Origin of the sequence: Streptomyces katrae, from assembly GCF_002028425.1 — a bacterium.
Classification (GTDB): Bacteria; Actinomycetota; Actinomycetes; order Streptomycetales; family Streptomycetaceae; genus Streptomyces; species Streptomyces katrae_A.
In genome coordinates this window covers 1,741,416-1,765,112 of the sequence record NZ_CP020042.1, presented here as the reverse complement: position 1 = coordinate 1,765,112, position 23,697 = coordinate 1,741,416, and the positions used below count along the sequence as shown (strand labels likewise).

Sequence of the window (23,697 nt, the reverse complement as noted above, 5' to 3'; positions counted from 1 at the left end):
CCCTTCCGCCCCGACATACCGACTGGTTAGTCTGCCCGGGATCCGGTGGCCCGACGGGCCCCGCGGGCAGCAGCGGCGAAAGGTGATCCCCGTGAACGCGTACCAGGACCAGCGAGTCGTCGTCACCGGAGCGGGCGGCGGCATCGGCGCGGCCCTCGCCCGCCGCTTCGCCGCCGAGGGGGCCACCGTCGTCGTCAACGACCTCGACGCCGACCGGGCCGCGGCCGTGGCCGCCGCCATCGGCGCCCGCGCGATCGCGGTCCCCGGCGACGCCTCGGCGGTCGTGGAGGAGGCGCGCGAGGCCCTGGGCGGGCGGGTGGACGTGTACTGCGCCAACGCCGGAGTCGCCGCGGGCGGCGACGCCTTCGCGGAGGAGGACGTCTGGGAGACGGCCTGGGACACCAACGTCATGGCCCACGTGCGCGCCGCCCGTGCCCTGCTGCCCGACTGGCTGGAGCGGGGCGAAGGGCGGTTCGTGTCCACCGTCTCGGCCGCCGGACTGCTCACGATGATCGGGGCCGCCCCGTACAGTGTCACCAAGCACGGTGCCCTCGCCTTCGCGGAATGGCTCTCGCTGACCTACCGCCACCGGGGCGTGCGGGTCCACGCCATCTGCCCGCAGGGCGTGCGCACCGACATGCTGACCGCCGCGGGTTCGGCGGGCGAACTCGTCCTGGAGCCGACCGCGATCGAGCCGGACGCGGTCGCGGACGCGTTGTTCGACGGCATGGAGAAGGGCCGGTTCTTGATCCTCCCGCACCCCGAGGTGGCGCACTACTACGCCGGGCGCGCGAGCGACCCCGAGCGGTGGCTGGGCGCGATGAACCACCTCCAGCGGACATGGGAATCCTCATGACGGCCGCCCCCGCGGATGCCTCCGCCGTCGCCGGCGGCTCCCCGTACGCCGCCCGGCCGTGGCTGCGGCAGCTCAGTGCCGCCCAGCTGGCGCCGGTCGCGCCGCCGGCCAGTGTGCTCGACGCCTTCCGGGCCGCCGTGGCGCGGGCGCCGGAGCGGGCCGCGCTGGCGTACTTCGACGGACGGATCGGGTACGCCGAGGCGGACGCCCTCTCCGACTCCCTGGCCGGGTACCTCGCGCAGCGGGGGGTCAGGCGGGGCGACCGGGTCGCGGTCATGCTGCAGAACACCCCGCACTTCGTGCTGGCCGTGCTGGCGGCGTGGAAGGCGGGGGCGGTGGTCGTCCCGGTCAACCCGATGTACAAGTCCGCCGAGACGCGGCACGTGCTGGGCGACTCCGGGGCGGTCGCGCTGGTCTGCGAGGGCGCGGCGTGGGAGGGGTACCTGGCGGAGGCCGTCCGGGAGACCGGGGTCCGGACCGTCCTGACGGCCCGCGCGCGGGACTTCCAGACCCGCGACGACCCCCGCGTCTTCCCACCCCCGCCGCAGCCCAGCGCCTCCCCGCCCGCCCCGGCCCCGGCGCCGGACGCTTCGGCCGTGTCGGCCCCGGTCGCGGCTGCCCCGGCCTCGCCCGCCCCGGCCGCGGCCTTCCCGCTCCCGCCGCAGCCCAGCGGCCCCCCGCCCGCCCCGGCCCCGGCCGCGGCCGACCGGGCCGCCCCTGAGCAGGCCGCCCCGGCGCCGGACGTCGCCTCCGCCGCGCCCGCCCCCGTCGACCTGCTGTTCGTGGCCCGGCAGGGGCACCCCGGGCCGGCGGATCCGGGGCTGCGGGAGGAGGACATTGCGCTCATCAGCTACACCTCCGGCACCTCCGGCGCTCCCAAGGGCGCCATGAACCCGCACGGGGCGATCACCTACAACGCCGTCCGCCAGGTCTCCGGGCACCCCATCGCCGAAGGGGCCGGGTACTTCGTGCTCGCGCCGCTGTTCCACATCACCGGGCTGGTCTGCGAGCTCACCGCCTGCCTCGTCAACGCCGGCACCCTCGTCCTCGCCCACCGCTTCGACGCCGGAGCCGTCCTCGACGCCTTCCTCGAGCACCGGCCCGCCTACACCATCGGGCCCGCCACCGCGTTCACCGCCCTGGCCGCGCACCCCGCCGCCACCCGCGCGCACTTCGCCTCCTTCCAGGTGATCTCCTCCGGCGGTGCCCCGCTCCCGCCCGCCCTCGTCGAACGCCTCCGCGCCGACTTCGGGTTCTACCTGCGCAACGGCTACGGCCTCACCGAGTGCACCGCCCCCTGCGCCTCCGTCCCCGCACACCGCGAGGCCCCCGTCGACCCCGCCGGCGGAACCCTCTCCGTCGGTGTCCCGGGCGCGCAGACCCTCGTACGGATCCTCGACGAGCACGGCGCAGAGCTCCCGCTCGGGCAGACCGGCGAGATCGCCGTCCGCGGGCCCCAGGTCGTGCCCGGCTACTGGGGGCTGCCCGACGAGACCGCCGCGGCCTTCCCGGACGGTGAACTGCGCACCGGGGACGTCGGGTTCATGGACGCCGACGGCTGGCTCTACGTCGTCGACCGCAAGAAGGACATGATCAGCGCCTCCGGGTTCAAGGTCTGGCCGCGCGAGGTCGAGGACGTGCTCTACACCCACCCCGCCGTCCGGGAGGCGGCCGTGGTCGGCGTTCCCGACGCCTACCGCGGGGAGAGCGTCATCGCCTACGTGAGCCTGCGTCCCGGCGCCCGTGCCGAGCCGGCCGAACTCGTCGCGTACTGCGCCGAGCGGCTCGCCGCCTACAAGTACCCGCGCCGGGTCGAGATCCTGCCTGTTCTTCCCCAGACCACCAGTGGCAAGATCCTCCGACGAGAACTGCGCGAGCGCGGCTGAAAACAGTCGGAGGATCAGGAGAGGAAGGCGAGCGCCATGGCCGCCAGGAACACCGCCGGACCCGGGGACGGCGACCGCGACCACGATCGCGACCGCGAGACCCCGGTGCCGCAGCGGCTGCTGGCCGTCGCCACCAGGCTGTTCGCCGAGCGCGGCTACGACCGCACCTCCGTCCAGGAGATCGTCGAGGCGGCCGGGGTGACCAAGGGAGCGCTCTACCACTACTTCGGCTCCAAGGACGACCTGCTGCACGAGGTGTACGCGCGCATGCTGCGCCTCCAGCAGCAGCGGCTCGACGCGGTGGCCGGATCCGATGCCCCCGTCGAGGAGCGGCTGCGGGCCGCCGCGGCCGACGTCGTCGTCACCACGATCGAGAACCTCGACGACGCGATGATCTTCTTCCGGTCGATGCACCAGCTCAGCCCGGAGAAGTACAAGCAGGTCCGCGCCGAACGCCGGCGCTACCACGAGCGGTTCCGCGCCCTGGTCGAGGAGGGCATGGCCAGCGGGGTGTTCGCCACGGCCACCCCCGCCGACCTGGTGGTGGACTACTACTTCGGCTCGGTGCACCACCTCTCCACCTGGTACCGGGCCGACGGCCCGCTGACCCCGCACCAGGTGGCCGACCACCTCGCCGACCTGCTGCTCCGCTCCCTGCGCCCCTAGACAAGGGCGGCGGGGGCGAGCGCCGGGTAGTCGTTGTAGCCCTCGGCGCCGTGCACGTGCATCAGGAACTCGGGGCGGAGTCCGTTGAGCGGGCCGCCCGTGCGCAGCCGTTCCACGAGGTCGGGGTTGGCGATGAAGCCCCGCCCGAGGGCGATGAGGTCGGCGCCCGCCGCCAGCAGCCGCTCGCCCCGCGCCAGGCCCGCGTCGGCGTCGACCTCCGCGCGGGAGAGCTTCGGGTTGGCGATCAGGGTGCCCGGCCAGGCCCGGCGGAACTCCGCGAAGGAGGGCTCGTCCGGGTCGGCGTACAGCAGGTGCAGGTAGGCCGGGTCCAGGTCCTCGAGGGCTGCGAGGAGCGCCGGGTAGATCTCCCCGGTGTCGCCCTCCTCGATGCCGTTGATGTCCCTTCCGGGGGAGATGCGCACGCCGACCCGCTCCGGGCCGACGGCCTCGGCGACGGCCCGGACCACCTCGACGGCGAACCGGATCCGCCCCTCGACCGGCCCGCCCCAGGCATCGGTGCGCAGGTTGGTGTTCCGGGCGAGGAACTGGTGGAGCAGCATGCCGTTGGCAGCGTGCACCTCCACCCCGGCGAAGCCGGCGTCCACCGCGTCTCGGGCCGCGTCCGCGAAGTCGGCGACGGTCGTCCGGATGTCCTCCTCCGTCATCGCGCGGGGGGTGACCGGAGCCCGGAGGCCGGTGGCGGTCTGCAGCGGCTCCGGGAGGGCCACGGCGGAGGGGGCGACCGGGACGTGCCCGCTGGTGTCGGGGTGGCCGATCCGGCCGCCGTGCTGGAGCTGGAGGAACATCCGCCCGCCGGCGGCGTGCACGGCCTCGGTGACCCGCCGCCATCCGGCGGTCTGCGCCGGGGTGTGGATGCCCGGGATGTGCGGGTAGGTCTGGCCGACGGCGTTCGGCGTGGTGCCCTCGGCGATGATCAGGCCCGCCGAGGCGCGCTGTGCGTAGTGGGTGGCCATCAGCTCCCCGGGCACCCCGTCGGCCCCGGCGCGGTTGCGGGTCAGCGGGGCCATCACCAGACGGTTGGGGAGGGCCAGGGGGCCCAGGCGGGCGGGGGAGAAGAGGAGGGATCCGGCGGCGAAGGCCTGTCGTGTCTGCGTCATGCCGGTACCGTAGAACCTGACATCAGTGTCAGGTTCAAGACCGAATGAGGTGGCCGTGCGGATCGGTGAACTGGCGGCGCGCACCGGGGTGGGCGAGCGCTCGCTGCGCTACTACGAGCAGCAGGGCCTCCTGGCCTCCGACCGCACGCCCGGCGGCCACCGCGAGTTCCCCGAGCGGGCCGTGGACAGGGTGATCCGCATCCAGGAGCTCTACGCGGCGGGGCTGCACAGCTCCAAGATCGCGCAGATCCTGCCCTGCATGCGGGACGAGGACGGCGGCCCGTCGCTCCGGGCCACCCCCGCCCTGGTGGCCGAACTGGTCACCGAACGGGACCGGATCGACCGGATGATCGGCGACCTCGTCCGCTCCCGCGAGGTACTGGACGAGGTCATCGCGACGGCCTCCGGCCGGGTTGCCCCGGCTTCCTAGCGGTAGCGCTTCAGCTCACGGTGGGCCAGGGAGCGCTGGTGGACCTCGTCCGGGCCGTCCGCCAGCCGCAGCGTCCGCGCCGCCGCCCACAGCTCGGCCAGCGGGAAGTCCTGGCTGACCCCGCCCGCGCCGTGCAGCTGCACCGCCTGGTCCAGGATCCCCACCACCGCCCGCGGGGTGGCGATCTTGATGGCCTGGATCTCGGTGTGCGCGCCCCGGTTGCCGACCGTGTCCATCAGCCAGGCCGTCTTGAGCACCAGCAGCCGCAGCTGCTCGATGGTGACCCGGGCGTCCGCGATCCAGTTCTGCACGACGCCCTGCGCGGCCAGCTCCTTCCCGAAGGCCGTACGGCCCACCGCACGCCGGCACATCAGCTCGACGGCCCGCTCCGCCATGCCGATCAGCCGCATGCAGTGGTGGATCCGGCCCGGGCCGAGGCGGGCCTGGGCGATGGCGAAGCCGGCACCCTCCTCGCCGATCAGGTTCTCCGCCGGCACCCGCACCCCGTCGAAGACCACCTCGGCGTGCCCGCCGTGGTCGTGGTCCGCGTACCCGTACACGGTCATCGCCCGGCGCACCTCCACCCCGGGGGTGTCGCGCGGGACCAGGACCATCGACTGCTGGCGGCGCGGATCCGCACCGTCCGGGTCGGTCTTGCCCATCACGATGAACACCTTGCAGTCCGGGTTCATCGCCCCGGAGATGTACCACTTGCGCCCGGTGACCACGTACTGGTCGCCGTCCCGCTCGATCCGGGTCTCGATGTTCGTCGCGTCCGAGGAGGCCACCTCGGGCTCGGTCATCGCGAAGGCGGAGCGGATCTCCCCGGCGAGCAGGGGCTCCAGCCACTGCTTCTTCTGCCGCTCGCTGCCGAACTGGGCGAGCAGCTCCATGTTGCCGGTGTCGGGGGCCGCGCAGTTGGTGGCCATCGGGGCCAGGTGCGGACTGCGGCCGGTGATCTCGGCGAGCGGGGCGTACTGGAGGTTGGTCAGCCCGGCCCCGTACTCCGCGTCCGCAGAGCCGTGCGGGTCCACGAAGAACAGGTTCCACAGCCCCCGGCGGCGCGCCTCGGCCTTCAGTTCGCCGAAGACCGCCGGGGTGTCCCAGGGCGAGGCCAGCCGCGCGCGCTGCTCGGCGGCGAGGGCTTCCGCCGGGTGGACGTGCTCCTCCATGAACGCGAGCAGCCGCCCGCGGAGTTCCTCGGTCCGGGTGTCGAATGCGAAGTCCATCTGCGCGGCTCCTCAGCCTTCCTGGAGGGTGGTCAGACCGTGTGCGATGAAGACCGGGACCAGCTCGCCGATCCGGTCGAAGCCCGCGCCCACCGTCTGCCCGAGCGTGTAGCGGTAGTGGATGCCCTCGAGGATCACCGCGAGCTTGAACCAGGCGAAGGCGGTGTACCAGGCGATCGCCCCGGTGTCCCGGCCCGAGCGGGCGGCGTAGCGCTCGACCAGCTCGGCGGGCGCCGGATGGCCCGGCGCGCGGCTCGTCGTGCTGACGGGGGAGTCCTCCAGGCCCAGGTCGGAGCTGTACATCACCAGCAGCCCGAGGTCCGTCAGCGGATCGCCCAGCGTCGACATCTCCCAGTCCAGCACCGCCCGGATCGTGTCGTCCGGTCCGCCGATCAGCACGTTGTCCAGCCGGAAGTCACCGTGCACCACGGCCGGCGCGGGGGAGGCGGGCAGCGCCCGGCCCAGGGCCGCGTGCAGTTCGTCGATCCCGGCCAAATCCCGGCCCCGCGAGGCCGCGAGCTGCTTGCCCCAGCGGCGCAGCTGCCGGTCCAGGAACCCCTCGGGCCGGCCGAAGTCGCCCAGGCCCACCGCTCCCGGGTCCACCGCGTGCAGGTCCACGAGCGTGTCCACCAGCCCCAGTACCGCCCGCCTGGTCCGCTGCGGGCCGATCTCCGCGAGCTGCCCGGCCGTCCGGTACGGCACCCCGTCCACGTGCTCCATGACGTAGAACGGCGCCCCCAGCACCTCCTCGTCCTCGCACAGCAGCAGCGGCTCCGGCACCGGTACGGCCGTCCCGTGCAGGGCGGCGATCACCCGGTGCTCGCGCCGCATGTCGTGCGCCGTGGCCAGGACGTGTCCCAGCGGCGGGCGGCGCACCACCCAGCGGGCCCGGCCGTCGGTGACCGCGTACGTGAGGTTCGACCGGCCCCCCTCGATCAGCCGGCCGGTCAGCGGTCCGGCCACGAGCCCGGGGAGCGCGGCGTCCAGGTGGCCGCGCAGCCGCTCCAGGTCGAGGCCTCGGGGGTCGGCTGGGGTCATGTGCGCGCCTCCGTGGGAAGTCGGGTCGACGACGGGTGTCCCGAGCCATCATGCCGACCAGTCGGTATGCCGTCCAGGGGGCGGGCCGAAAGAAGCCTTCCGGCCCGTCGCCTTCCGGCCCGCCCCTCCGGCCCGCCGCGCTCTCAGCGCCTCACGCGTGGCACAGGATCGCAGTGCCGCCGTTCATCACCGTCATGTCCCGCAGCACGGCCATGATGTCCAGCGGAGCCCCCTCCGGCTCCCCGGCCAGCTCCGCGTACGCCCGGTGCAGGTTCGCCACCAGCCGCTCGCTCTCCCGCCAGGCCGCGAACTCCCCGAGATCCGCCCCGTGCGCGGTCTCCAGCGGGCTCAGCCCCTTGTCCCGGCCCTCCCGCGCCAGCTCCGCCACGTACCGCAGGTAGCGCTCGGTGGCCTCGTACGCGGACGGGTCGGTCAGCGGCCCGTGCCCCGGCACGAGGGTCTCCGCGTCCAGCGAGCGCAGCAGCTCCAGCGCCCGCAGCGAACCGGCCAGCGAGCCCATCGCCAGGAACGGCGTGCCCCCGGCGAAGACCAGGTCGCCGGTGAACACCACCCGCTGCCCGGGCAGCCACACCACCGAGTCGCCGGTGGTGTGCGCCACGCCCGGGTGCAGGACGCGCACCTCGGTGTCCCCCACGTGCAGGGTCAGCCGGTCGCCGTAGGTGAGGTCGGGCGCGGTGATCTCTATCGCGCCGAAGTCGGTCGCCGGCCAGATCAGCTCCAGCTGGTGCCCGGCGGCGAGCTGCTCGGTCCGCGCGTTGTCGTGGCCCACGATCACGGCCGGCGCGAAGACGGCGTTGCCGTAGGTGTGGTCGCCGTGGTGGTGGGTGTTGACCACGGTCCGAGGCAGCGCGGACCCGGCCGCCAGGACCGCCTCGCGCAGGGCAAGCGCCCGCCGCTCGGTGGCGGCGGTGTCGACCAGCAGGGTCCGTCCGCCGTCGGCGACCCAGCCGGCGTTGTTCAGGCACCAGCCGCCGTCCGGCTGGACGTAGGCGTACACCCCGGCCGCGGGCTGGACGACGTAGGGCTTCTCGACGGTCATGGGCGCTCTCCCCGGGTCGCTGTGACAGGCGGTCAGCATCCTGTCAGCCGGACCGCGACCGGGGGAGGGCGGGGTTCGGGGGGAGGGGAAGGGGACGGGGACGGTCAGACGATCAAGGTCATCGCGAACACCGCCAGCGCCACCGCGCACGCCGCCGCCCCCACCGCCGCCCGCGGCGCCAGCCCCGCCGGCCGGGCGGCCGCGAGCTGCCGGATCCGCCGGTGCGCCACCCACAGGAACGCCACCCACACCAGCGCCATCACCGCAGCCCCGCCGGCCTCCAGCGGCGACCCGTTCCCGTGCAGCGCCTGCCGCAGCGCCAGCACCGCGGTGACCGAGCACGCCAGGGTGGTGCGCCGCCACGCCAGCCGGGTCCGCTCGGGCTGGAGCCCGGCGTCCCGCAGGGCCGTCCCCGGGCGGGTCACGGCCGGCCCGCCCAGCCCATCAGCACGACCACCACCATCGCCACCGCGACCAGCCCGACCCCCAGGCTCAGCAGCACCGGGAACGGCGACAGCGGCAGGTCCTCGCCCCTGCGCATCGCCCGCTCGCACCGCACCCAGTGGTGGACGGCCCGCAGCGCGCAGGCCGCCCCCACCGCCAGCAGGGCGAGCGCCATCCCCACCCGCACCCCCCAGCGCAGGTCCGGCAGGAACTGGTCCACCGCGAACCCGCCGCCCACCAGCGCCAGCGCGGTCCGGATCCAGGCCAGGAAGGTCCGCTCGTTGGCCAGGGAGAAGCGGTAGTCCGGGGTCTCTCCCTCGCCACGCAGCCGCTGCGGAGCGAACCAGAGGCGGACGTCCTTGACGAAGTCGATCACCTGTCCAATTTACGTCCCCCTCAGGCGCGGGGCGCGGGCGGCCGGGCCGCGCCCTCCCGGAAGGCCCGCAGCCGCCGGTACGCCTCCAGCCCGTCCGGCACCCAGGGCCACTCCCCGCCGCCCGCCCGCCGCTCCAGCTCCTCCGGATCCAGCCAGGCGTACCAGTCCACCTCGGACTCCTGCGGGGACACCGGCAGCGCGCACCGCACCTCGTGCACGTACGACCACCAGGAGCCGCCCGGACCCTCGTAGAGGAACTTGAACAGCGGCACCGGCTGCTCCAGCCCGCTCACCCCGAGCTCCTCCTCCGCCTCCCGCAGCGCGGCCGCCGGGTAGCCCTCGCCGGCGCCCAGCACCCCGCCCACGAACATGTCGTAGTGCGCGGGGAACACCAGCTTCGAGGCGGTCCGGCGGTGCACGAAGACCCGCCCCAGCCCATCCCTGACCTGCACGAACACACACCGGTGGAGCAGCCCCCGGGCGTACACCTCGCCCCGCCGGGCCCGCCCGGTGACCCGGTCGGCACGGTCCACCACGTCCAGAACCTCATCCGCAGCACTCACCCGTCCATCCAACCACCGCTGTTGACGGGTTACCGCTCCGTAGCCAAGGATCTGCCCCACCACCGACCGGAGGACGGGCAGACGCATGAGCTACGACGCTGACGTGATCGTGATCGGAGCGGGCCTCGCCGGCCTCGTGGCCACCGCCGAGCTCGTCGACGCGGGCCGCAAGGTGATCCTCCTCGACCAGGAGCCCGAGCAGTCGATCGGCGGTCAGGCGCACTGGTCCTTCGGTGGGCTGTTCTTCGTGGACTCCCCCGAGCAGCGCCGGATGCGGATCAGGGACAGCCGCGCCCTCGCCCTCCAGGACTGGCTGGGAACCGCCGGTTTCGACCGTGAGGAGGACACCTGGCCGCGCCGCTGGGCCGAGGCCTACGTGGACTTCGCGGCCGGGGAGAAGAGGCCCTGGCTGCACGCCCAGGGGGTGCGCTTCTTCCCCGTCGTCGGCTGGGCCGAGCGCGGCGGCTACGACGCCAACGGCCACGGCAACTCCGTCCCGCGCTTCCACATCACCTGGGGCACCGGCCCCGGCCTGGTCGAACCCTTCGAACGGCGGGTCCGCGCCGGGGTGGCCCGGGGCCTGGTGAGCCTGCGGTTCCGCCACCGGGTCACCGGGCTCGCCGCCACCGCCGGAGCCGTGGACACCGTCACCGGGGAGGTCCTGGCCCCCTCGGAGGCCGCACGGGGCACCGCCAGCGGGCGCGAGAGCACCGGCGCGTTCAGCCTGCGGGCCCAGGCGGTGATCGTCACCAGCGGCGGCATCGGCGGCAACCACGACCTGGTCCGCGCCCAGTGGCCGGCCCGCCTCGGCACCCCGCCCGCGCGGCTGCTCTCCGGGGTTCCCGCCCACGTGGACGGCCTGATGCTCGGCATCGCGGAGAAGGCCGGGGCCAGCCACATCAACAAGGACCGGATGTGGCACTACACCGAGGGCATCGGCAACTGGGACCCGATCTGGGCCCGCCACGGCATCCGCATCCTGCCCGGCCCGTCCTCCCTCTGGCTGGACGCCACCGGCCGGCGCCTGCCCGTACCGCTCTTCCCCGGCTTCGACACCCTCGGCACCCTCGACCACATCATGCGCACCGGGCACGACCACACGTGGTTCGTGCTCAACCAGCGCATCATCGGCAAGGAGTTCGGCCTCTCCGGCTCCGAGCAGAACCCGGACCTGACGGGCCGCTCCGTCCGTGAGGTGGTCAACCGCGCCCGGCAGGCCGTACCCGGACCGGTCAAGGCGTTCATGGACCACGGCGCGGACTTCATCGTCGAACGGGACCTGTCGAGGATGGTCCGCCGGATGAACGAGCTCACCGGCGAGGACCTGCTCGACGAGGCAACGGTGCGGCGCGAGATCACCGCCCGCGACCGGGAGATCGCCAACCCCTTCACCAAGGACCTCCAGGTGACGGCCATCCACGGGGCGCGCAGGTACCTCGGTGACCGGCTGATCCGCACCGCCGCCCCGCACCGGATCCTGGACCCCAAGGCCGGTCCGCTGATCGCGGTCCGCCTCTCGATCCTGACCCGCAAGTCCCTGGGCGGCCTGGAGACCGACCTCTCCTCCCGCGTCCTGACCCCCTCGGGCGAGCCGCTGTCCGGTGTGTACGCGGCCGGGGAGGCGGCGGGCTTCGGCGGCGGGGGCGTCCACGGCTACCGGGCCCTGGAGGGCACGTTCCTGGGCGGCTGCCTCTTCTCGGCCCGCGCGGCGGGCCGCGCGGCCGCCACCGCCGTCTCCTGACCCCACCCGGGCCCACGCCCCAGGACCCGGCCCATTCGCCCCAACGTGCCCCCTTCGTCGACCAGTTGATTCCGGCCACCCGCCGGTCCGGACCTTGACGCGGAGCTGTGCGTACCGGTTTGCTGTGAGTGATCATCCGGATTGACCACCGGCATGGTCGAGCCGCGCCCCGGGCGCCCCGCGTCCACGCGCCGCACACCCGCATGGCACACCCGCACCGCACCCGCACGGCCCCGCACCCGCACCCCCGTACGTCGTCCACCCGCGCCCGCGCTCTGGAGGGAACCCGCGGATGTCCCCGCCGCCGCCCCTCGGCCGCACCCGCAAGCGGGACGCCCAGCTCTTCGACCCGGCCCTCTGCGACACCGAACTCGTCTCCGTACGCGGCCAGTTCACCCAGGGCCGCTGGGCCAGGGCCCGCAGCCTGCTGGTGGCCACCGGCGACGACTGGGACCGCCGGGGCCACCGCGTCACCGTCCTCGCCCAGACCCCCTCGGCCACCGCCTGGGCCCGCGAATGGCTCCTCGCCGAACCCGGCAGCGCCGACGCCGCCACCCTCCTCGCCTGCGCCGCCGTCCACGCCGCCCTGCGCGGCAAAGGCACCCCCCAGGCCGCCGACGAGGCCTGCCGCCGCGCCGCCGCCCTGCTACCGGCCGACCCCACCCCCTGGCTCGGCCTCCTGATGCTCTCCCGGGCCTTCGGCACCGACGAGGAGTTCAGCCGCAACTTCGACCAGGTCCGCGCCCGCCACCGCGAGCACCACCACGCCCACCACCTCATGGTCGCCCGGCTCGCCGAACGCGACCCGGCCGCCGGCCGCGACCCGCTCCACGAGGTCTACGACTTCGCCGCCTGGGCCGCCGAGGAGTCCCCGGCCGACTCCCCGCTCGCCGTGCTCCCCGTGATCGCCCACGCCGAGCGCTACCGCGTCCTCGCCGCCGCGGAGGGGCGCACCGCCCCCGAGGACGCCGCCCTGCACTGGACCGGCCGCCGCGCCCGCCAGGTGCTGCGGTCCGCCTTCGACTGGTGGCTGGAGTGGGAACGCGAGGACCACCCCCGCAACCGGGTCGACCTGAACTTCCTCGCCCACGCCAAGCTCTGCGAAGGGCGCCCCGCCGAAGCCGCCGCCCTCTTCCACCGCATCGGGGCCCACGCCACCCGCGCCCCCTGGTCCTACCCGGACCGCGACCCCACCAAGGCCTTCCTCGCCGCGCGCAGCGCCGCCCTCGGCACCGCCTGACCCAGGCCCCCGCCCCCCGGCCCGCAGCCGCGACCCCGACCGACCCCCGACCCGCCCAGCCGACCCCCGACGCCCCGCCCCCGAAAGGAACCTGCCATGCCGACGGGCAGATCCACCGTGACGGCCGCCGCAACCGAGGCCGAGATCCGCACCTACAAGGGCCAGGACCGCGCCCTGCGCGCCGGCCGCCTCGGCACCGCCGGACTGCTGCTGTCCGTGCTCGCCGCCAGTGCGCCCCTGATGGTCGTCGCCGGTGTCATGCCCACGATCTTCGGGGTCATGGGCATCGTCGGCCAGCCACTGCTCTTCGTGATCCTCGGCGTCGTCCTGGCCCTCTTCGGCATCGGCTACGCCGAGATGAGCCGCCACGTCCACAACGCCGGCGCCTTCTACGCCTACATAGCCCGCGGCCTCGGCCCCACCGCCGGAGCCTGTGCCTCCCTCGTCGCCCTCGTCGCGTACAGCGCCATGCAGGTCGGCGTCTACGGCATCCTCGGCTTCGAGATCTCCGGCCTCTCCTCCACCTACCTGCACACCGAGATCGCCTGGTGGATCCCCGCCCTGCTCGCGGTCGCCGCCACCGGCGCCCTCGGCTGGCTGAAGATCGACCTCAACGCCAAGGTGCTCGGCGTCCTGCTGCTCGTCGAGTGCGCCCTCGTCGTCGTCTTCGACCTCGCCGCCCTCGGCAAGCCCGGCCCCCAGGGCCTCTCCCTGCACGCCTTCGACCCCGCCACCCTCGGCGGCGCCGGCCTCGGCACCGCCCTGTGCTTCTGCATCGCCGCCTTCGTCGGCTTCGAGCAGTCCCCGGTCTACGCCGAGGAGACGAGCAAGCCGCACATCGTCGTCTCCCGGGTGATGTTCCTCGCCGTCGGCTTCGTCGCCCTCTTCTTCGCCCTCAGCGCCTGGGCCCTCAGCGTGGCCACCGGGCCCGCGCAGATCACCAAGGCGGCCGCCGAAGCCGGTCCCGCCCTGCTCTTCGACCTCACCAGCAGCCGCCTCGGCGCCGGCTTCACCGACGTCCTGCACGTGCTCTTCGTCACCGGCATGTTCGCGGCCATGCTCAGCTTCCACAACGTCGTCGCCCGCTACGCCTTCGCCATGGGCCGCGAGGGCCTGCTCCCCGCCCGCTTCGGCCGCACCAACCCGGGCACCGGCGCCCCCGCCACCGGCTCCCTGCTCCAGACCGTGGTCGCCGCCCTCGTCGTCCTCGCCTTCGCGGTCACCGACGGCTCCCCGGCCGGCGACCCCACCGCGCCCGTCCTGCACCTGTTCACCTGGATGGGCAGCGTCGGCGCCCTCGGCGTGACCGTCCTGATGGCCGCGTCCTCCTTCGCCGTCATCGCCTTCTTCGTCCGCCGGGGCGCCGCCGGGGCCCAGGTCTGGCGGCTCGTCGCGGCGGGCCTGGCCGGGCTGGCCCTGGTGGGCATCGCCGTCTACACGGTGAAGGACTTCGCCATCCTGGTCGCCGCCGAGAAGGGCTCCGCGCTCAGCTGGGCGCTGCCCGCCATCATCGGTGTGGCCGCGGTGGCCGGACTGGTCCACGGGCTGGTGCTGAGGGCCCGCCGCCCCGAGGTGCACGCCCGGATCGGCCTGGGCAACGAGGCCTTCCGGCTCGACCAGGCCGCCGAGGCCGGGCCGGGCGCCTGAGGCCCGCAGCCCTCGTATTCGTACGCCTCCCCAGCCCCCGGCGACCGTTTCCATGGTCGCCGGGGGCTTCGGCCGCAGTGGCCGATTTTGGCGGGGGGCGGACGCTCATGGTCTCCTGGGGCGACAAAATCACCGGAACGCGGCACGGGGGATACCACCCAGCTCTCCCGCACGCGCCTTCCGGCCTGCCTGTCCGACCCACGAAGGCGAAGTCGTATATGAGTGACCGCACCTTGACCGAGGCTCCCGCCGAGGCGTCCTCCCGCCATGTCGACGCCGGTGACGAGGGCTACAGCAAGGACCTCAAGTCCCGCCACATCAACATGATCGCCATCGGCGGGGCGATAGGCACCGGCCTGTTCCTCGGCGCCGGCGGCCGCCTCGCCGGCGCCGGACCCTCCCTGGCCATCGCCTACGCGGTGTGCGGCGTCTTCGCCTTCTTCGTGGTCCGGGCCCTCGGCGAGCTCGTCCTCTACCGCCCCTCCTCCGGCGCCTTCGTCTCGTACGCGCGCGAGTTCATGGGGGAGAAGGGCGCCTACACGGCCGGCTGGCTCTACTTCCTCAACTGGTCCACCACCACCGTGGCCGACATCACGGCCGCCGCGACCTACGCGCACTTCTGGTCGATGTTCACCGACATCCCCCAGTGGGTGCTCGCCTTCATCGCCCTGGCCGTGGTCCTCACCGCGAACCTGATCTCGGTGAAGTACTTCGGCGAGATGGAGTTCTGGTTCTCCCTGGTCAAGGTCGCCGCCCTGGCGATCTTCCTGATCGTCGGCATCTACCTGGTCGCCACCAGCCACGACATCGGCGGCAGCACCCCGGGCCTGGCCAACATCACCGACCACGGCGGCATCTTCCCGTCCGGCGTGCTCCCGATGCTGCTGGTCATCCAGGGCGTGGTCTTCGCGTACGCCTCCGTCGAGCTCTGCGGCGTCGCCGCCGGCGAGACCGAGAACCCCGAGAAGATCATGCCGAAGGCGATCAACTCGATCATGTGGCGCGTGGGCCTGTTCTACGTCGGCTCCGTGGTCCTGCTCGCGCTGCTGCTCCCGTACACGGAGTACTCGGCCGGCCAGAGCCCCTTCGTCACGGTCTTCGACAAGCTGGGCGTGCCCGGCGCCGCCGGCATCATGAACCTGGTCGTCCTGACGGCCGCCCTGTCCAGCCTGAACTCCGGCCTCTACTCCACCGGCCGGATCCTGCGCTCGATGGCCATGTCCGGCTCCGCCCCGAAGTTCACCGGCCTCATGAACAAGGGCAAGGTCCCCTACGGCGGTGTCCTCTTCACCGCCGCCTTCGGCGTCGCGGGCGTCGGCCTCAACGCCTGGATGCCCGGCGAGGCCTTCGAGATCGTCCTCAACCTGGCCTCCATCGGCATCCTCGGCACCTGGGCCATGGTCATGATCTGTTCGCTGTTCTTCTGGCGCCGGGCGCAGAACGGGCAGGTCGAGCGGCCCTCGTACCAGCTGCCCTGGGCGCCGTACACGCAGATCGTCACCCTGGTCTTCCTGGTGACCGTCCTGGTGCTGATGTGGTGCGACGGAGGCGTGGGCCGCACCACGGTGATGATCCTCCCCGGCATCGCCGCGGCCCTGGTCGGCGGCTGGTTCCTGGTCCGCCGCCGGGTGAGCGAGATCGCCGCCTCGCGCGACTGACGACCCCCACGGGCCCCTGGGGCCCCCGGGACGGGCTTCGGGCCCGCCCGGGGGCCCTTCGCCGTTCCAGGGCCCGCGCAGCGGGGGGAACGGACCGGCGGAAGACGAACCGGCGGAAAACGAAACAGGACCCCGCCGAAGCGGGGTCCTGCTCTTCATGTGTCCGAGGGGGGACTTGAACCCCCACGCCCGATAAAGGGCACTAGCACCTCAAGCTAGCGCGTCTGCCATTCCGCCACCCGGACGGGGTGTGTGTCGTTCCGGCCTCGGCGGCCGTGGCGACAGGTGAAACATTACCAAACATTCCGGGGGCGTCCGCGCCACCCCCGACCAGCGGCTTCCGGCCACAGGAAGCCCCCGCCGCACAACGAAGCAGGACCCCGCCGAAGCGGGGTCCTGCTCATGATGTGTCCGAGGGGGGACTTGAACCCCCACGCCCGATAAAGGGCACTAGCACCTCAAGCTAGCGCGTCTGCCATTCCGCCACCCGGACCGGGTGTGTGCGTCCCGGCCTCGCGGCCGTTCCGACGTGGAAAACATTACCAAACAGTCCGGGGTCCTCGATCACACCCCTTCCGGCCGGCGGACCGCCCTTGGGGAGAGCGCCCCCGGGCGGGAGGATGGGGGGTCAGCCGGTACGTGACCCATGGGAGGAAACAGCGTGAGCGCAGCGGCCGCGGGCAAGACCGTCTCGGGCCAGGACGAGGTCGTAGACCTCTGCCGGGACCTCATCCGGATCGACACCAGCAACTACGGGGACCACTCGGGCCCCGGCGAGCGCAAGGCGGCCGAGTGGGTCGCCGAGAAGCTCGCCGAGGTGGGGCTGGAGCCGCAGATCTTCGAATCGCACAAGGGGCGCGCCTCGACCGTGGCCCGGATCGAGGGCGAGGACCCCTCGCGGCCCGCGCTGCTGATCCACGGGCACACCGACGTGGTCCCGGCCAACGCCGCCGACTGGACCTACGACCCCTTCTCCGGCGAGGTCGCCGACGGCTGCGTGTGGGGCCGCGGGGCGGTCGACATGAAGGACATGGACGCGATGACGCTGGCCGTCGTGCGCGACCGCATGCGCAGCGGGCGCAAGCCTCCCCGCGACATCGTGCTGGCCTTCCTCGCGGACGAGGAGGCGGGCGGCACGTACGGCGCCCGGCACCTCGTGGACAAGCACCCCGGGCTCTTCGAGGGGGTCACCGAGGCGATCGGCGAGGTCGGCGGCTTCTCCTTCACCGTGAACGAGAACCTCCGCCTCTACCTGGTGGAGACCGCCCAGAAGGGCATGCACTGGATGCGGCTGACGGTGGAGGGCACCGCCGGCCACGGCTCCATGACCAACACCGACAACGCGATCACGGAGCTGTGCGAGGCCGTCGGCCGCCTCGGCCGCCACACCTGGCCCGTCCGCGTCACCAAGACCGTTCGACACTTCCTCGACGAACTCTCGGACGCGCTCGGAACCCCGCTCGACCCCGACGACATGGACGCCACCCTCGCCAAGCTCGGCGGGATCGCCAAGATGGTCGGCGCGACGCTGCGCAACTCGGCCGCCCCGACCATGCTCGGCGCCGGCTACAAGGTCAACGTCATCCCCGGCCAGGCCACGGCGCACGTGGACGGCCGCTTCCTGCCGGGCTACGAGGACGAGTTCTTCGCGGACCTCGACCGGATCCTCGGCCCGCGCGTGAAGCGGGAGGACGTGCACGCCGACAAGGCCCTGGAGACGGACTTCGACGGAAAGCTCGTGGACGCCATGCAGGGCGCCCTCAGGGCCGAGGACCCCATCGCGCGCGCCGTGCCCTACATGCTCTCGGGCGGCACCGACGCCAAGTCCTTCGACGACCTCGGCATCCGCTGCTTCGGCTTCGCGCCGCTCCAGCTGCCGCCGGAGCTGGACTTCGCGGGCATGTTCCACGGCGTGGACGAGCGGGTTCCGGTCGAGGGCCTGAAGTTCGGCGTACGGGTCCTCGACCGCTTCATCGACAACGCCTAACGCCGGGGATTCGGGAAGGTGTGCGTATTCCACTGAGAAGAGTGAATGCGCTCATACGCTCGTAGCCCCGGTGATCCCTCCTCGTTACAGGTGGTGCGGTCCGCGGCTGGGACCGCATTGCCTACTAGGAGGAACAATGCTCAAGAAGGTTGTCGCCGCTGCGGCTGCCACCGGTGGTCTGGTTCTCGCGGGTGCCGGCCTCGCCGTCGCCGACGCGGACGCCCAGGGCGCGGCCATCGGCTCCCCCGGTGTCCTGTCCGGCAACGTCGTCCAGGTCCCGGTCCACGTGCCGGTCAACGTCTGCGGCAACACCGTGAACGTGATCGCGCTGCTGAACCCGGCCTTCGGCAACACCTGCGTCAACGCCTGACGCTTCTGAAGTTCTGGCCCCGGAGCGCAATCCAGCGCTCCGGGGCCGCCGGGCATTCCGGCCCGGCTCCAGATCACGTCGGCGCGGCAGGCGGGGGAGCCCGTACAGCCTGTGCGCCACGCGAACGCACTCACCAGGGGACGAGTACAGATGCGACGACCGGTTCAGGTCACGAGGAAGACGCTGGTCACGATGGCGGCGGCGGGGGGTGTCCTCGCGCTCGGCGGCGGTTACGCCCAGGCGGACTCCGGCGCCTCCGGGCACGCCGCGAACTCCCCGGGCCTCCTGTCCGGGAACAACGTGCAGGCGCCGGTGGACGTGCCGGTGAACGCCTGCGGCAACACCGTGACGGTGGTGGGGGGGCTGAACCCGGCCTTCGGGAACCGCTGCGCCAACACCTCGCACGGGCCGCAGCACCCGGGCAACCCCGGACACCCGGGCAACCCGGGGCACCCCGGGAACCCGGGCGATGACGACTGCGACGAGGACCAGCCGGGCCACCCCGGCGGGGAGCACCCCGGCAACCCGGGCAACCCCGGTACCCCGGGCGGCAACCCCGGCACCCCGGGCGGTCACACGCCGGGCGGCGGCAACCCCGGCACCCCGGGGGGACACACCCCCGGCACCCCGGGCGGCCAGACGCCCGGCACCCCCGGCACGGGCACCCCGGGCGGCGGGCAGCACAACCCCGGCACCCCGGGCGGCCAGACGCCGGGCACCCCCGGCACGGGCACCCCGGGCACCGGCACCCCGGGCACGCCCGGCACCGGCCCCGGTACGGGCGGCGGCACCACCCCCGTCGGCCACTCCACGCCGGCACCGGGCGGCGGGCTCGCCGCCACCGGCGCCGGTGACGCCATGACGGCCGGACTCCCGCTCGCGGGCGGACTGCTGCTGGCCGGGACGGTGCTCTACCGGCGCGCCCGCAACTCCGCCTGACGCACCCCCAGGACGACGCGGGCCCCGGACCACCGGGGCCCGCGTCGTCGTGTGTCCGGCGCTCCCACGGTCACCAGGTGGCTCTGACCTGGCGGATGATCCGGCGGCGCAGCCGCGCGCGACGGCTGCCGTCCCGGTACAGGGTCATGCGGTCGAGCTCCCAGTGCCCGTACTCCGCGTGGTCGGTCAGCAGGCGGGTGGCCTCCTTGCGGGGGGTCCCGCGGGGCACGTACACGTCGACGAATTCGTATTCCGGCATCGTATCTATTGTGCGGGCACCGGCCCGCTACGGATAGCGTCTGCACTATGTCTGATGCCGCTCTGCCCACTGTTGCCGAGGTACGCGCCGCCGCCGAGGCGGTCAAGGCCGCTCTCGACCGTCACCTCGCCGCGGTCGAGAGCAGGATCGGGGACGAGGACCCGGCCGTCTACGCCGCGTTCAACGAACTCGCCGCCGCTGCCGAGGAGTACGACGAACTCCTCTACGACCGCTACGACGAGGTCACCCCCTTCGAGATCCCGACACCCGAGACCGGGGCCCGCTACACCGGCCCCGCCGAACCCGCGGCGTTCAGCGTGCTCATCCGCCGTGACTACACCGTCGTCGAACCGGCCCGGCTGATCGCCCAGGCCGAGCGCGTCGCCGCGCACGACCGTGACGCCGAACTCATCGACGACGGGGGCACGGGCGGAGCGCTCGGCGTGCTCTTCGGGGAGTACGAGCCCGACGAGATCGCCTCCCGCTCCAAGGACTTCGGCCTGGAGGAGGGCGACTCCACCCTCTGGATCGCCGCGTTGGAGGAGGTCGCGGAACCGGGGGACTGGCTGGGCTCGCCCTTCGGACAGACCGACCCGCAGGACGTCCTGCACCGGTTCGACGTGAGTTCCGTCTTCGACGAGGACGCGGAGTACTTCGAGGACGACGACACCGACGACAGCCCCGCCGCGCCCTCCGGCCTGACCCCGGCCTGACCCCGGCCCGAACCCGGCCCGACCGGGGAGGCACCGCGCCGCCTCCGTCCCGCCCGGACGGAGGCGGCTCGGTGCCGTCCCTACACCTGCTCCTGCTGGGCGGCCGTCAGCGCCCGCAGCAGGCCCGTGAGCCGGGTCGTGCGCGGCTTGGGCGGGACCTGGGCCACCGCGTGCGCCAGGGCCTGGTCGACCCCGTGCACCACCGACAGGTGCCGCACGGCCCGCCCGAACGCCGTGTAGACCCAGTCCCGGGTCAGGGTCTGCGCCGCGTCCCCCGGCAGCACCACGACCACCGCCGGCCAGCGCGAGCCGACGGCCTGGTGCGCCGTCACCGCCCAGCCGTGCCGCACCCGCGACTCCACCCGGTCCTTCGGCACGACGATCCGCCCGCCGGCCGCGTCCAGGTGCAGCCCCTCGGCGTCGGCCGACACCACCCGGGCCGGCACCGCCCGCCCGGGCGCGGGCACGTGGACCACCCGGTCGCCGGGGTCGAAGCCGCCGAACCGGCCCGGGCCCGGGTTCAGCCGCTCCTTGAGGGCCGCGTTCAGAGCGCGGGTCCCCGCCGGGCCGCCGTGGCCCGGGGTGATGACCTGCACGCCCTCCGCCGGGACGCCGAAGGCGCGCGGCACCGAGTCGGCCACCAGCTGCACGGTGCGGTGCACGGCCTCGCCGGCGTCGCGGACCGGCACGATGACGACCTCCTTGCCGGGGGCGTCGACCTGGTGCAGCTCCCCGATCCCGATCCCCGAGACCAGCTCGCCGACCGGGCCCGGGTCCGGGGTCCGGGACACCACGTGGGGGAAGGCACGGGCCGCCAGCACATCGGCGAACACCCGGCCGGGCCCCGCCGAGCCGAGCACCCCGGGGTCACCGGAGAGCACCAGCCGGGCCCCGTCCGGCACCGACTCCACCAGGGCGGCGGCCGCCTCCACGTCCAGCTGCGGGGCGTCCAGGACGACCAGCAGGTCCAGCTCGAAGCGGCCGTCCGCGTCCCGGCCGGGGCCCTGGGCCCCCGCCAGCAGCTCAGCGACCGTGACGGCCCCGGGCGCCGGGGCGTGCCCGGCCAGGACCGTGCGCAGGCCCAGCTCGCGGGCGGCCGCCACCAGGGCGAGGGGTTCGGCGCGGGCCGCCTCGCCGCCCGTGTGGGTGACCAGGCCCGCTCCGGCCACGGCACGGACCAGCTCGGCGCCCGGGCCGGCCGCCGCCGCGGACCAGTCGGCCGGGGCCGTGAAGGTGGCCGCCAGCCGGGCCAGGCCGTCGGCCAGGCTCTCCTCCGCCAGGGCGTGCTCCTCCAGGCCCACGAGCACGCGTACGGGCTGCTCCTCGTCCTCCGCGACGGGCTCGCCCAGCGGTTCGTGGAACACCAGCACCGCGCCGTCGCCGATCGCCGCCTCCAGGGTCTCGGCGGGGGCCGGCACCCCGTACTGGGCCAGGGCCTTCTCCAGCACGGGGGCCTCCAGGGCGGTGTGCCCGCGCTCGGCGGCCTGCGCCAGCAGCCAGCCCACCAGGGCGGCGCCGCGCCGCTCGTCGGCGGGACCGGCCGCGGGGCCGAGCAGGGCCTGGGCGAAGCCGTCGGCCTGCGCCGGGCGCACCCCGGGGACGGCCAGGAGCCGCCAGGGGTCCTCGGCCAGCTGCTCGGCCGCGCCCTCCCCGAGGACCTCGGCGGCCGGCCCGGCCAGTGCCTCCGGGGCCCCGCCGCGCGCCAGCACGGCCCGGACGGCCCCGGCGTCGCCGACGGTCCGGGCGGGGGCCTGCGGGCGCGGCTGCGGGGGAGCGGGGGCGGGGCGGCGGGGTGCGGGCGGGGCCTCGTCGAAGGTGAGGGCGGGCGCCTTGGCCCCGCTCTCCACGGCCCGCACGGCGGCCAGCAGGTCGGCCGCCCGGCCGCTGAGCTTGCCGCCCGCGTCGACGGGGTGGTCCCGCTCGGCCTTGCGCCGCGCGATCCGCTCCCGCTCGATCCGCTGCGCGGCCAGCTCGGCCTGAGCCTCGCTCAGCCCCGGCGCCGCCGCCTGCTCGGCCCCGGCCCCGTCCGAAGGGCCGCCGCCTCGCCGGTGCCCTCGGCGGAGGTGCCCTCCGCTCCGGGCCCCGCCTCGCCGGTGCCCTCGGCGGTGGGGGCCTCCGCTCCGGGCTCCGCCTCGGAGGGGCGCTCGGCGGTGGGGGCCTCCGCTTCGGGTTCCGCCTCGGAGGGGCGCTCGGCGGTGGGGGCCTCCGCCCCGGGCTCCGCCTCGCCGGTGCCCTCGGCAGAGGAGGCCTCCGCTCCGGGGCCTGTGGTGTCGTCCCCCTCCCCGTCCCCTCCCGAAACCAGGGGCTCCGCTCCCGGCCCCTCGTCCGGTCCGGCCTCGGCGCGGTCCGCGCCGGGCCGCTCCTGGGCCCCGGGTGCGCCGGAGGCCTCCGGCTGCGCCCCCGGGGTCGTGGCCTCGGGCGTCGTCTCGGGGTCCGTGCTCACAGCGTGCTCCAGTCCTGGTCGGGGTAGCGGTGCACGGGTGCGGACACGTCGTCCAGCGCCCGGCGGATCTCCTCCGGAAGACTAAGGGCCTCCACCGACAGCGCCGCCGCGAGCTGCGCCGACGTGCGGGCGCCGACGATGGGGGCGGCGACCCCGGGACGGTCGCGGACCCAGGCCAGGGCCACCTGGACCGGGGTGACCGCGAGGCCCTGGGCGGCGGTGACGACCGCGTCCACGATCCGGCCCGCCGCCTCGTCCAGGTACGGCTCCACGAACGCCGCGAGCGAGGCCGACGCGCCCCGGGAGTCCGCCGGGGTGCCCTCGCGGTACTTGCCGGTGAGGACTCCCCGGCCGAGCGGGGAGGAGGGGAGCAGGCCCACCCCGAGGTCCAGGGCCGCCGGCAGGACCTCCCGTTCGACGCCCCGCTGGAGGAGGGAGTACTCCATCTGCGTCGAGGCCAGCCGGGTCCGTACCCCCGGCGCCGCGAGCTGCCAGGTCGCCGCCTTCGCCAGCTGCCAGCCGCTGAAGTTCGACACCCCGGCGTAGCGGGCCCGCCCGCTGGCCACCGCCAGGTCCAGCGCCTGAAGGGTCTCGTCGAGGGGGGTCTGCGGGTCGAAGGCGTGGACCTGCCACAGGTCCACGTGGTCGGTGCCCAGCCGGTCCAGGGAGTCGTCCAGGGCAGCCAGCAGGTGTCCGCGCGAGCCGTTGAAACGCCTGTCGGGGTCCGGGACGCTGCCCGCCTTGGTCGCGATCACCAGGTCCCGGCGCGGTACGAGGGAGCCCACCAGCCGCCCCAGAAGGTACTCCGACTCCCCGCCTGCGTACACGTCGGCCGTGTCGACCAGCGTGCCGCCCGCCTCCCAGAACGTCTTCAACTGCTCGGCGGCGGCTTCCTCGCCGGTGTCGCGGCCCCAGGTCAGGGTGCCGAGGCCGATCCGGGAGACGCGCAGTCCGGTGCGGCCGAGATGCCTCTGCTCCATGAGCGCTGAGACTACTGGGGCACTGCCGCGAGGCCGTCGGGCGCGCTAGAGTCC

At 74.2% G+C, this 23,697-nt stretch carries 21 protein-coding genes, 2 tRNA genes and 1 pseudogene; 12 read left to right on the top strand and 12 right to left on the bottom strand.

All coding sequences use genetic code 11. From position 1 onward, the window contains the following. The first annotated feature begins 82 nt into the window (after positions 1 to 82). Genes B4U46_RS08070 through B4U46_RS08060 form a run of 3 tightly spaced genes read left to right on the top strand, consistent with a single transcriptional unit; the run spans position 83 to position 3,408 of the window. Positions 83 to 856: an SDR family oxidoreductase gene (locus B4U46_RS08070; protein ID WP_185117256.1), complete on the top strand. Its 774-nt coding sequence runs from the start codon at positions 83 to 85 to the stop codon at positions 854 to 856. Further along, positions 853 to 2,742 carry an AMP-binding protein gene (locus B4U46_RS08065; RefSeq protein ID WP_079425367.1) on the top strand — a complete coding sequence of 630 codons (1,890 nt, stop codon included), beginning with the start codon at positions 853 to 855 and terminating at the stop codon, positions 2,740 to 2,742. Before B4U46_RS08070 ends, B4U46_RS08065 begins: the two co-directional genes overlap by 4 nt. Positions 2,743 to 2,778: 36 nt before the next feature. After that, positions 2,779 to 3,408, top strand: coding sequence for a TetR/AcrR family transcriptional regulator (locus B4U46_RS08060; protein ID WP_237292715.1), 630 nt, complete (start codon positions 2,779 to 2,781; stop codon positions 3,406 to 3,408). Here B4U46_RS08060 and B4U46_RS08055 read toward each other — a convergent pair. Further along, on the bottom strand, positions 3,405 to 4,526 hold the full coding sequence (locus B4U46_RS08055) for an alkene reductase (RefSeq protein WP_079425365.1): 1,122 nt from the start codon (positions 4,524 to 4,526) through the stop codon (positions 3,405 to 3,407). The genes B4U46_RS08060 and B4U46_RS08055 overlap by 4 nt on opposite strands. 55 nt (positions 4,527 to 4,581) lie before the next feature. Between B4U46_RS08055 and B4U46_RS08050 the strand changes: the two genes are divergently transcribed. Further along, positions 4,582 to 4,956 (top strand): MerR family transcriptional regulator, encoded by a 375-nt coding sequence (locus tag B4U46_RS08050; RefSeq protein ID WP_079425363.1) that lies wholly within the window; start codon positions 4,582 to 4,584, stop codon positions 4,954 to 4,956. Here B4U46_RS08050 and B4U46_RS08045 read toward each other — a convergent pair. From B4U46_RS08045 to B4U46_RS08020, 6 genes are all read right to left on the bottom strand, one after another. Beyond that, the gene (locus B4U46_RS08045; protein WP_079425361.1) at positions 4,953 to 6,185 is read right to left on the bottom strand and encodes an acyl-CoA dehydrogenase family protein; all 1,233 of its coding nucleotides are present in this window, start codon (positions 6,183 to 6,185) and stop codon (positions 4,953 to 4,955) included. The two genes, B4U46_RS08050 and B4U46_RS08045, sit on opposite strands and share 4 nt — an antisense overlap. Positions 6,186 to 6,197: 12 nt before the next feature. Then, positions 6,198 to 7,223 (bottom strand): phosphotransferase family protein, encoded by a 1,026-nt coding sequence (locus B4U46_RS08040; RefSeq protein ID WP_079425359.1) that lies wholly within the window; start codon positions 7,221 to 7,223, stop codon positions 6,198 to 6,200. Positions 7,224 to 7,374: 151 nt separating this feature from the next. After that, entirely contained in the window at positions 7,375 to 8,283 is a 909-nt protein-coding gene (locus tag B4U46_RS08035) for an MBL fold metallo-hydrolase (protein WP_079425357.1), read from the bottom strand. Positions 8,284 to 8,387: 104 nt separating this feature from the next. After that, positions 8,388 to 8,708, bottom strand: a complete 321-nt coding sequence (locus tag B4U46_RS08030) for a DUF202 domain-containing protein (protein ID WP_079425355.1) — start codon at positions 8,706 to 8,708, stop codon at positions 8,388 to 8,390. Beyond that, complete coding sequence (locus B4U46_RS08025) at positions 8,705 to 9,103, bottom strand: YidH family protein (protein WP_079425353.1); 399 nt, start codon at positions 9,101 to 9,103, stop codon at positions 8,705 to 8,707. Before B4U46_RS08025 ends, B4U46_RS08030 begins: the two co-directional genes overlap by 4 nt. Before the next feature lie 20 nt (positions 9,104 to 9,123). Next, positions 9,124 to 9,666 (bottom strand): NUDIX domain-containing protein, encoded by a 543-nt coding sequence (locus tag B4U46_RS08020; RefSeq protein ID WP_237292712.1) that lies wholly within the window; start codon positions 9,664 to 9,666, stop codon positions 9,124 to 9,126. 85 nt (positions 9,667 to 9,751) lie between these two features. On the opposite strand from B4U46_RS08020, the gene B4U46_RS08015 reads away from it, so the two are divergent. The 4 genes from B4U46_RS08015 to B4U46_RS08000 all read left to right on the top strand — a co-directional run bounded on the left by B4U46_RS08015 (position 9,752) and on the right by B4U46_RS08000 (position 15,952). Then, positions 9,752 to 11,407 carry an FAD-binding dehydrogenase gene (locus tag B4U46_RS08015; RefSeq protein WP_079425350.1) on the top strand — a complete coding sequence of 552 codons (1,656 nt, stop codon included), beginning with the start codon at positions 9,752 to 9,754 and terminating at the stop codon, positions 11,405 to 11,407. 292 nt (positions 11,408 to 11,699) lie between these two features. Further along, positions 11,700 to 12,647 carry a hypothetical protein gene (locus B4U46_RS08010; RefSeq protein WP_079425348.1) on the top strand — a complete coding sequence of 316 codons (948 nt, stop codon included), beginning with the start codon at positions 11,700 to 11,702 and terminating at the stop codon, positions 12,645 to 12,647. Positions 12,648 to 12,743: 96 nt separating this feature from the next. After that, the gene (locus B4U46_RS08005) at positions 12,744 to 14,294 is read left to right on the top strand and encodes an APC family permease (protein WP_079425346.1); all 1,551 of its coding nucleotides are present in this window, start codon (positions 12,744 to 12,746) and stop codon (positions 14,292 to 14,294) included. A gap of 218 nt (positions 14,295 to 14,512) precedes the next feature. Further along, the gene (locus B4U46_RS08000; RefSeq protein WP_079425343.1) at positions 14,513 to 15,952 is read left to right on the top strand and encodes an amino acid permease; all 1,440 of its coding nucleotides are present in this window, start codon (positions 14,513 to 14,515) and stop codon (positions 15,950 to 15,952) included. Positions 15,953 to 16,112: 160 nt separating this feature from the next. Here B4U46_RS08000 and B4U46_RS07995 read toward each other — a convergent pair. Beyond that, positions 16,113 to 16,197 (bottom strand) — tRNA-Leu (locus B4U46_RS07995). A gap of 163 nt (positions 16,198 to 16,360) precedes the next feature. Continuing rightward, a tRNA-Leu gene (locus tag B4U46_RS07990) sits at positions 16,361 to 16,445 on the bottom strand. A 153-nt stretch (positions 16,446 to 16,598) separates the two neighbouring features. Between B4U46_RS07990 and B4U46_RS07985 the strand changes: the two genes are divergently transcribed. The 3 genes from B4U46_RS07985 to B4U46_RS40160 all read left to right on the top strand — a co-directional run bounded on the left by B4U46_RS07985 (position 16,599) and on the right by B4U46_RS40160 (position 19,248). Beyond that, entirely contained in the window at positions 16,599 to 17,939 is a 1,341-nt protein-coding gene (locus B4U46_RS07985; RefSeq protein ID WP_079425341.1) for a M20/M25/M40 family metallo-hydrolase, read from the top strand. 136 nt (positions 17,940 to 18,075) lie between these two features. After that, on the top strand, positions 18,076 to 18,309 hold the full coding sequence (chpH, locus tag B4U46_RS07980) for a chaplin ChpH (RefSeq protein ID WP_079425338.1): 234 nt from the start codon (positions 18,076 to 18,078) through the stop codon (positions 18,307 to 18,309). Positions 18,310 to 18,459: 150 nt separating this feature from the next. After that, positions 18,460 to 19,248: a chaplin gene (locus B4U46_RS40160; RefSeq protein ID WP_079425336.1), complete on the top strand. Its 789-nt coding sequence runs from the start codon at positions 18,460 to 18,462 to the stop codon at positions 19,246 to 19,248. A gap of 70 nt (positions 19,249 to 19,318) precedes the next feature. Here the strand turns inward: B4U46_RS40160 and B4U46_RS07970 are convergent, their stop codons facing one another. Continuing rightward, a complete protein-coding gene (locus B4U46_RS07970) occupies positions 19,319 to 19,507 on the bottom strand; it encodes a DUF5703 family protein (RefSeq protein ID WP_079425334.1) in 189 nt (62 codons plus the stop codon). Positions 19,508 to 19,554: 47 nt separating this feature from the next. Here B4U46_RS07970 and B4U46_RS07965 point away from each other — a divergent pair, with 47 nt between their 5' ends. Next, positions 19,555 to 20,220 (top strand): hypothetical protein, encoded by a 666-nt coding sequence (locus B4U46_RS07965; RefSeq protein WP_079425329.1) that lies wholly within the window; start codon positions 19,555 to 19,557, stop codon positions 20,218 to 20,220. 80 nt (positions 20,221 to 20,300) lie between these two features. On the opposite strand, the pseudogene B4U46_RS07960 reads toward B4U46_RS07965, so the two are convergent. Next, a pseudogene (locus B4U46_RS07960) lies at positions 20,301 to 22,663 on the bottom strand (helix-hairpin-helix domain-containing protein). Beyond that, positions 22,660 to 23,643, bottom strand: a complete 984-nt coding sequence (locus B4U46_RS07950; RefSeq protein ID WP_079425324.1) for an aldo/keto reductase — start codon at positions 23,641 to 23,643, stop codon at positions 22,660 to 22,662. Before B4U46_RS07950 ends, B4U46_RS07960 begins: the two are co-directional and overlap by 4 nt. Positions 23,644 to 23,697 lie beyond the last annotated feature (54 nt).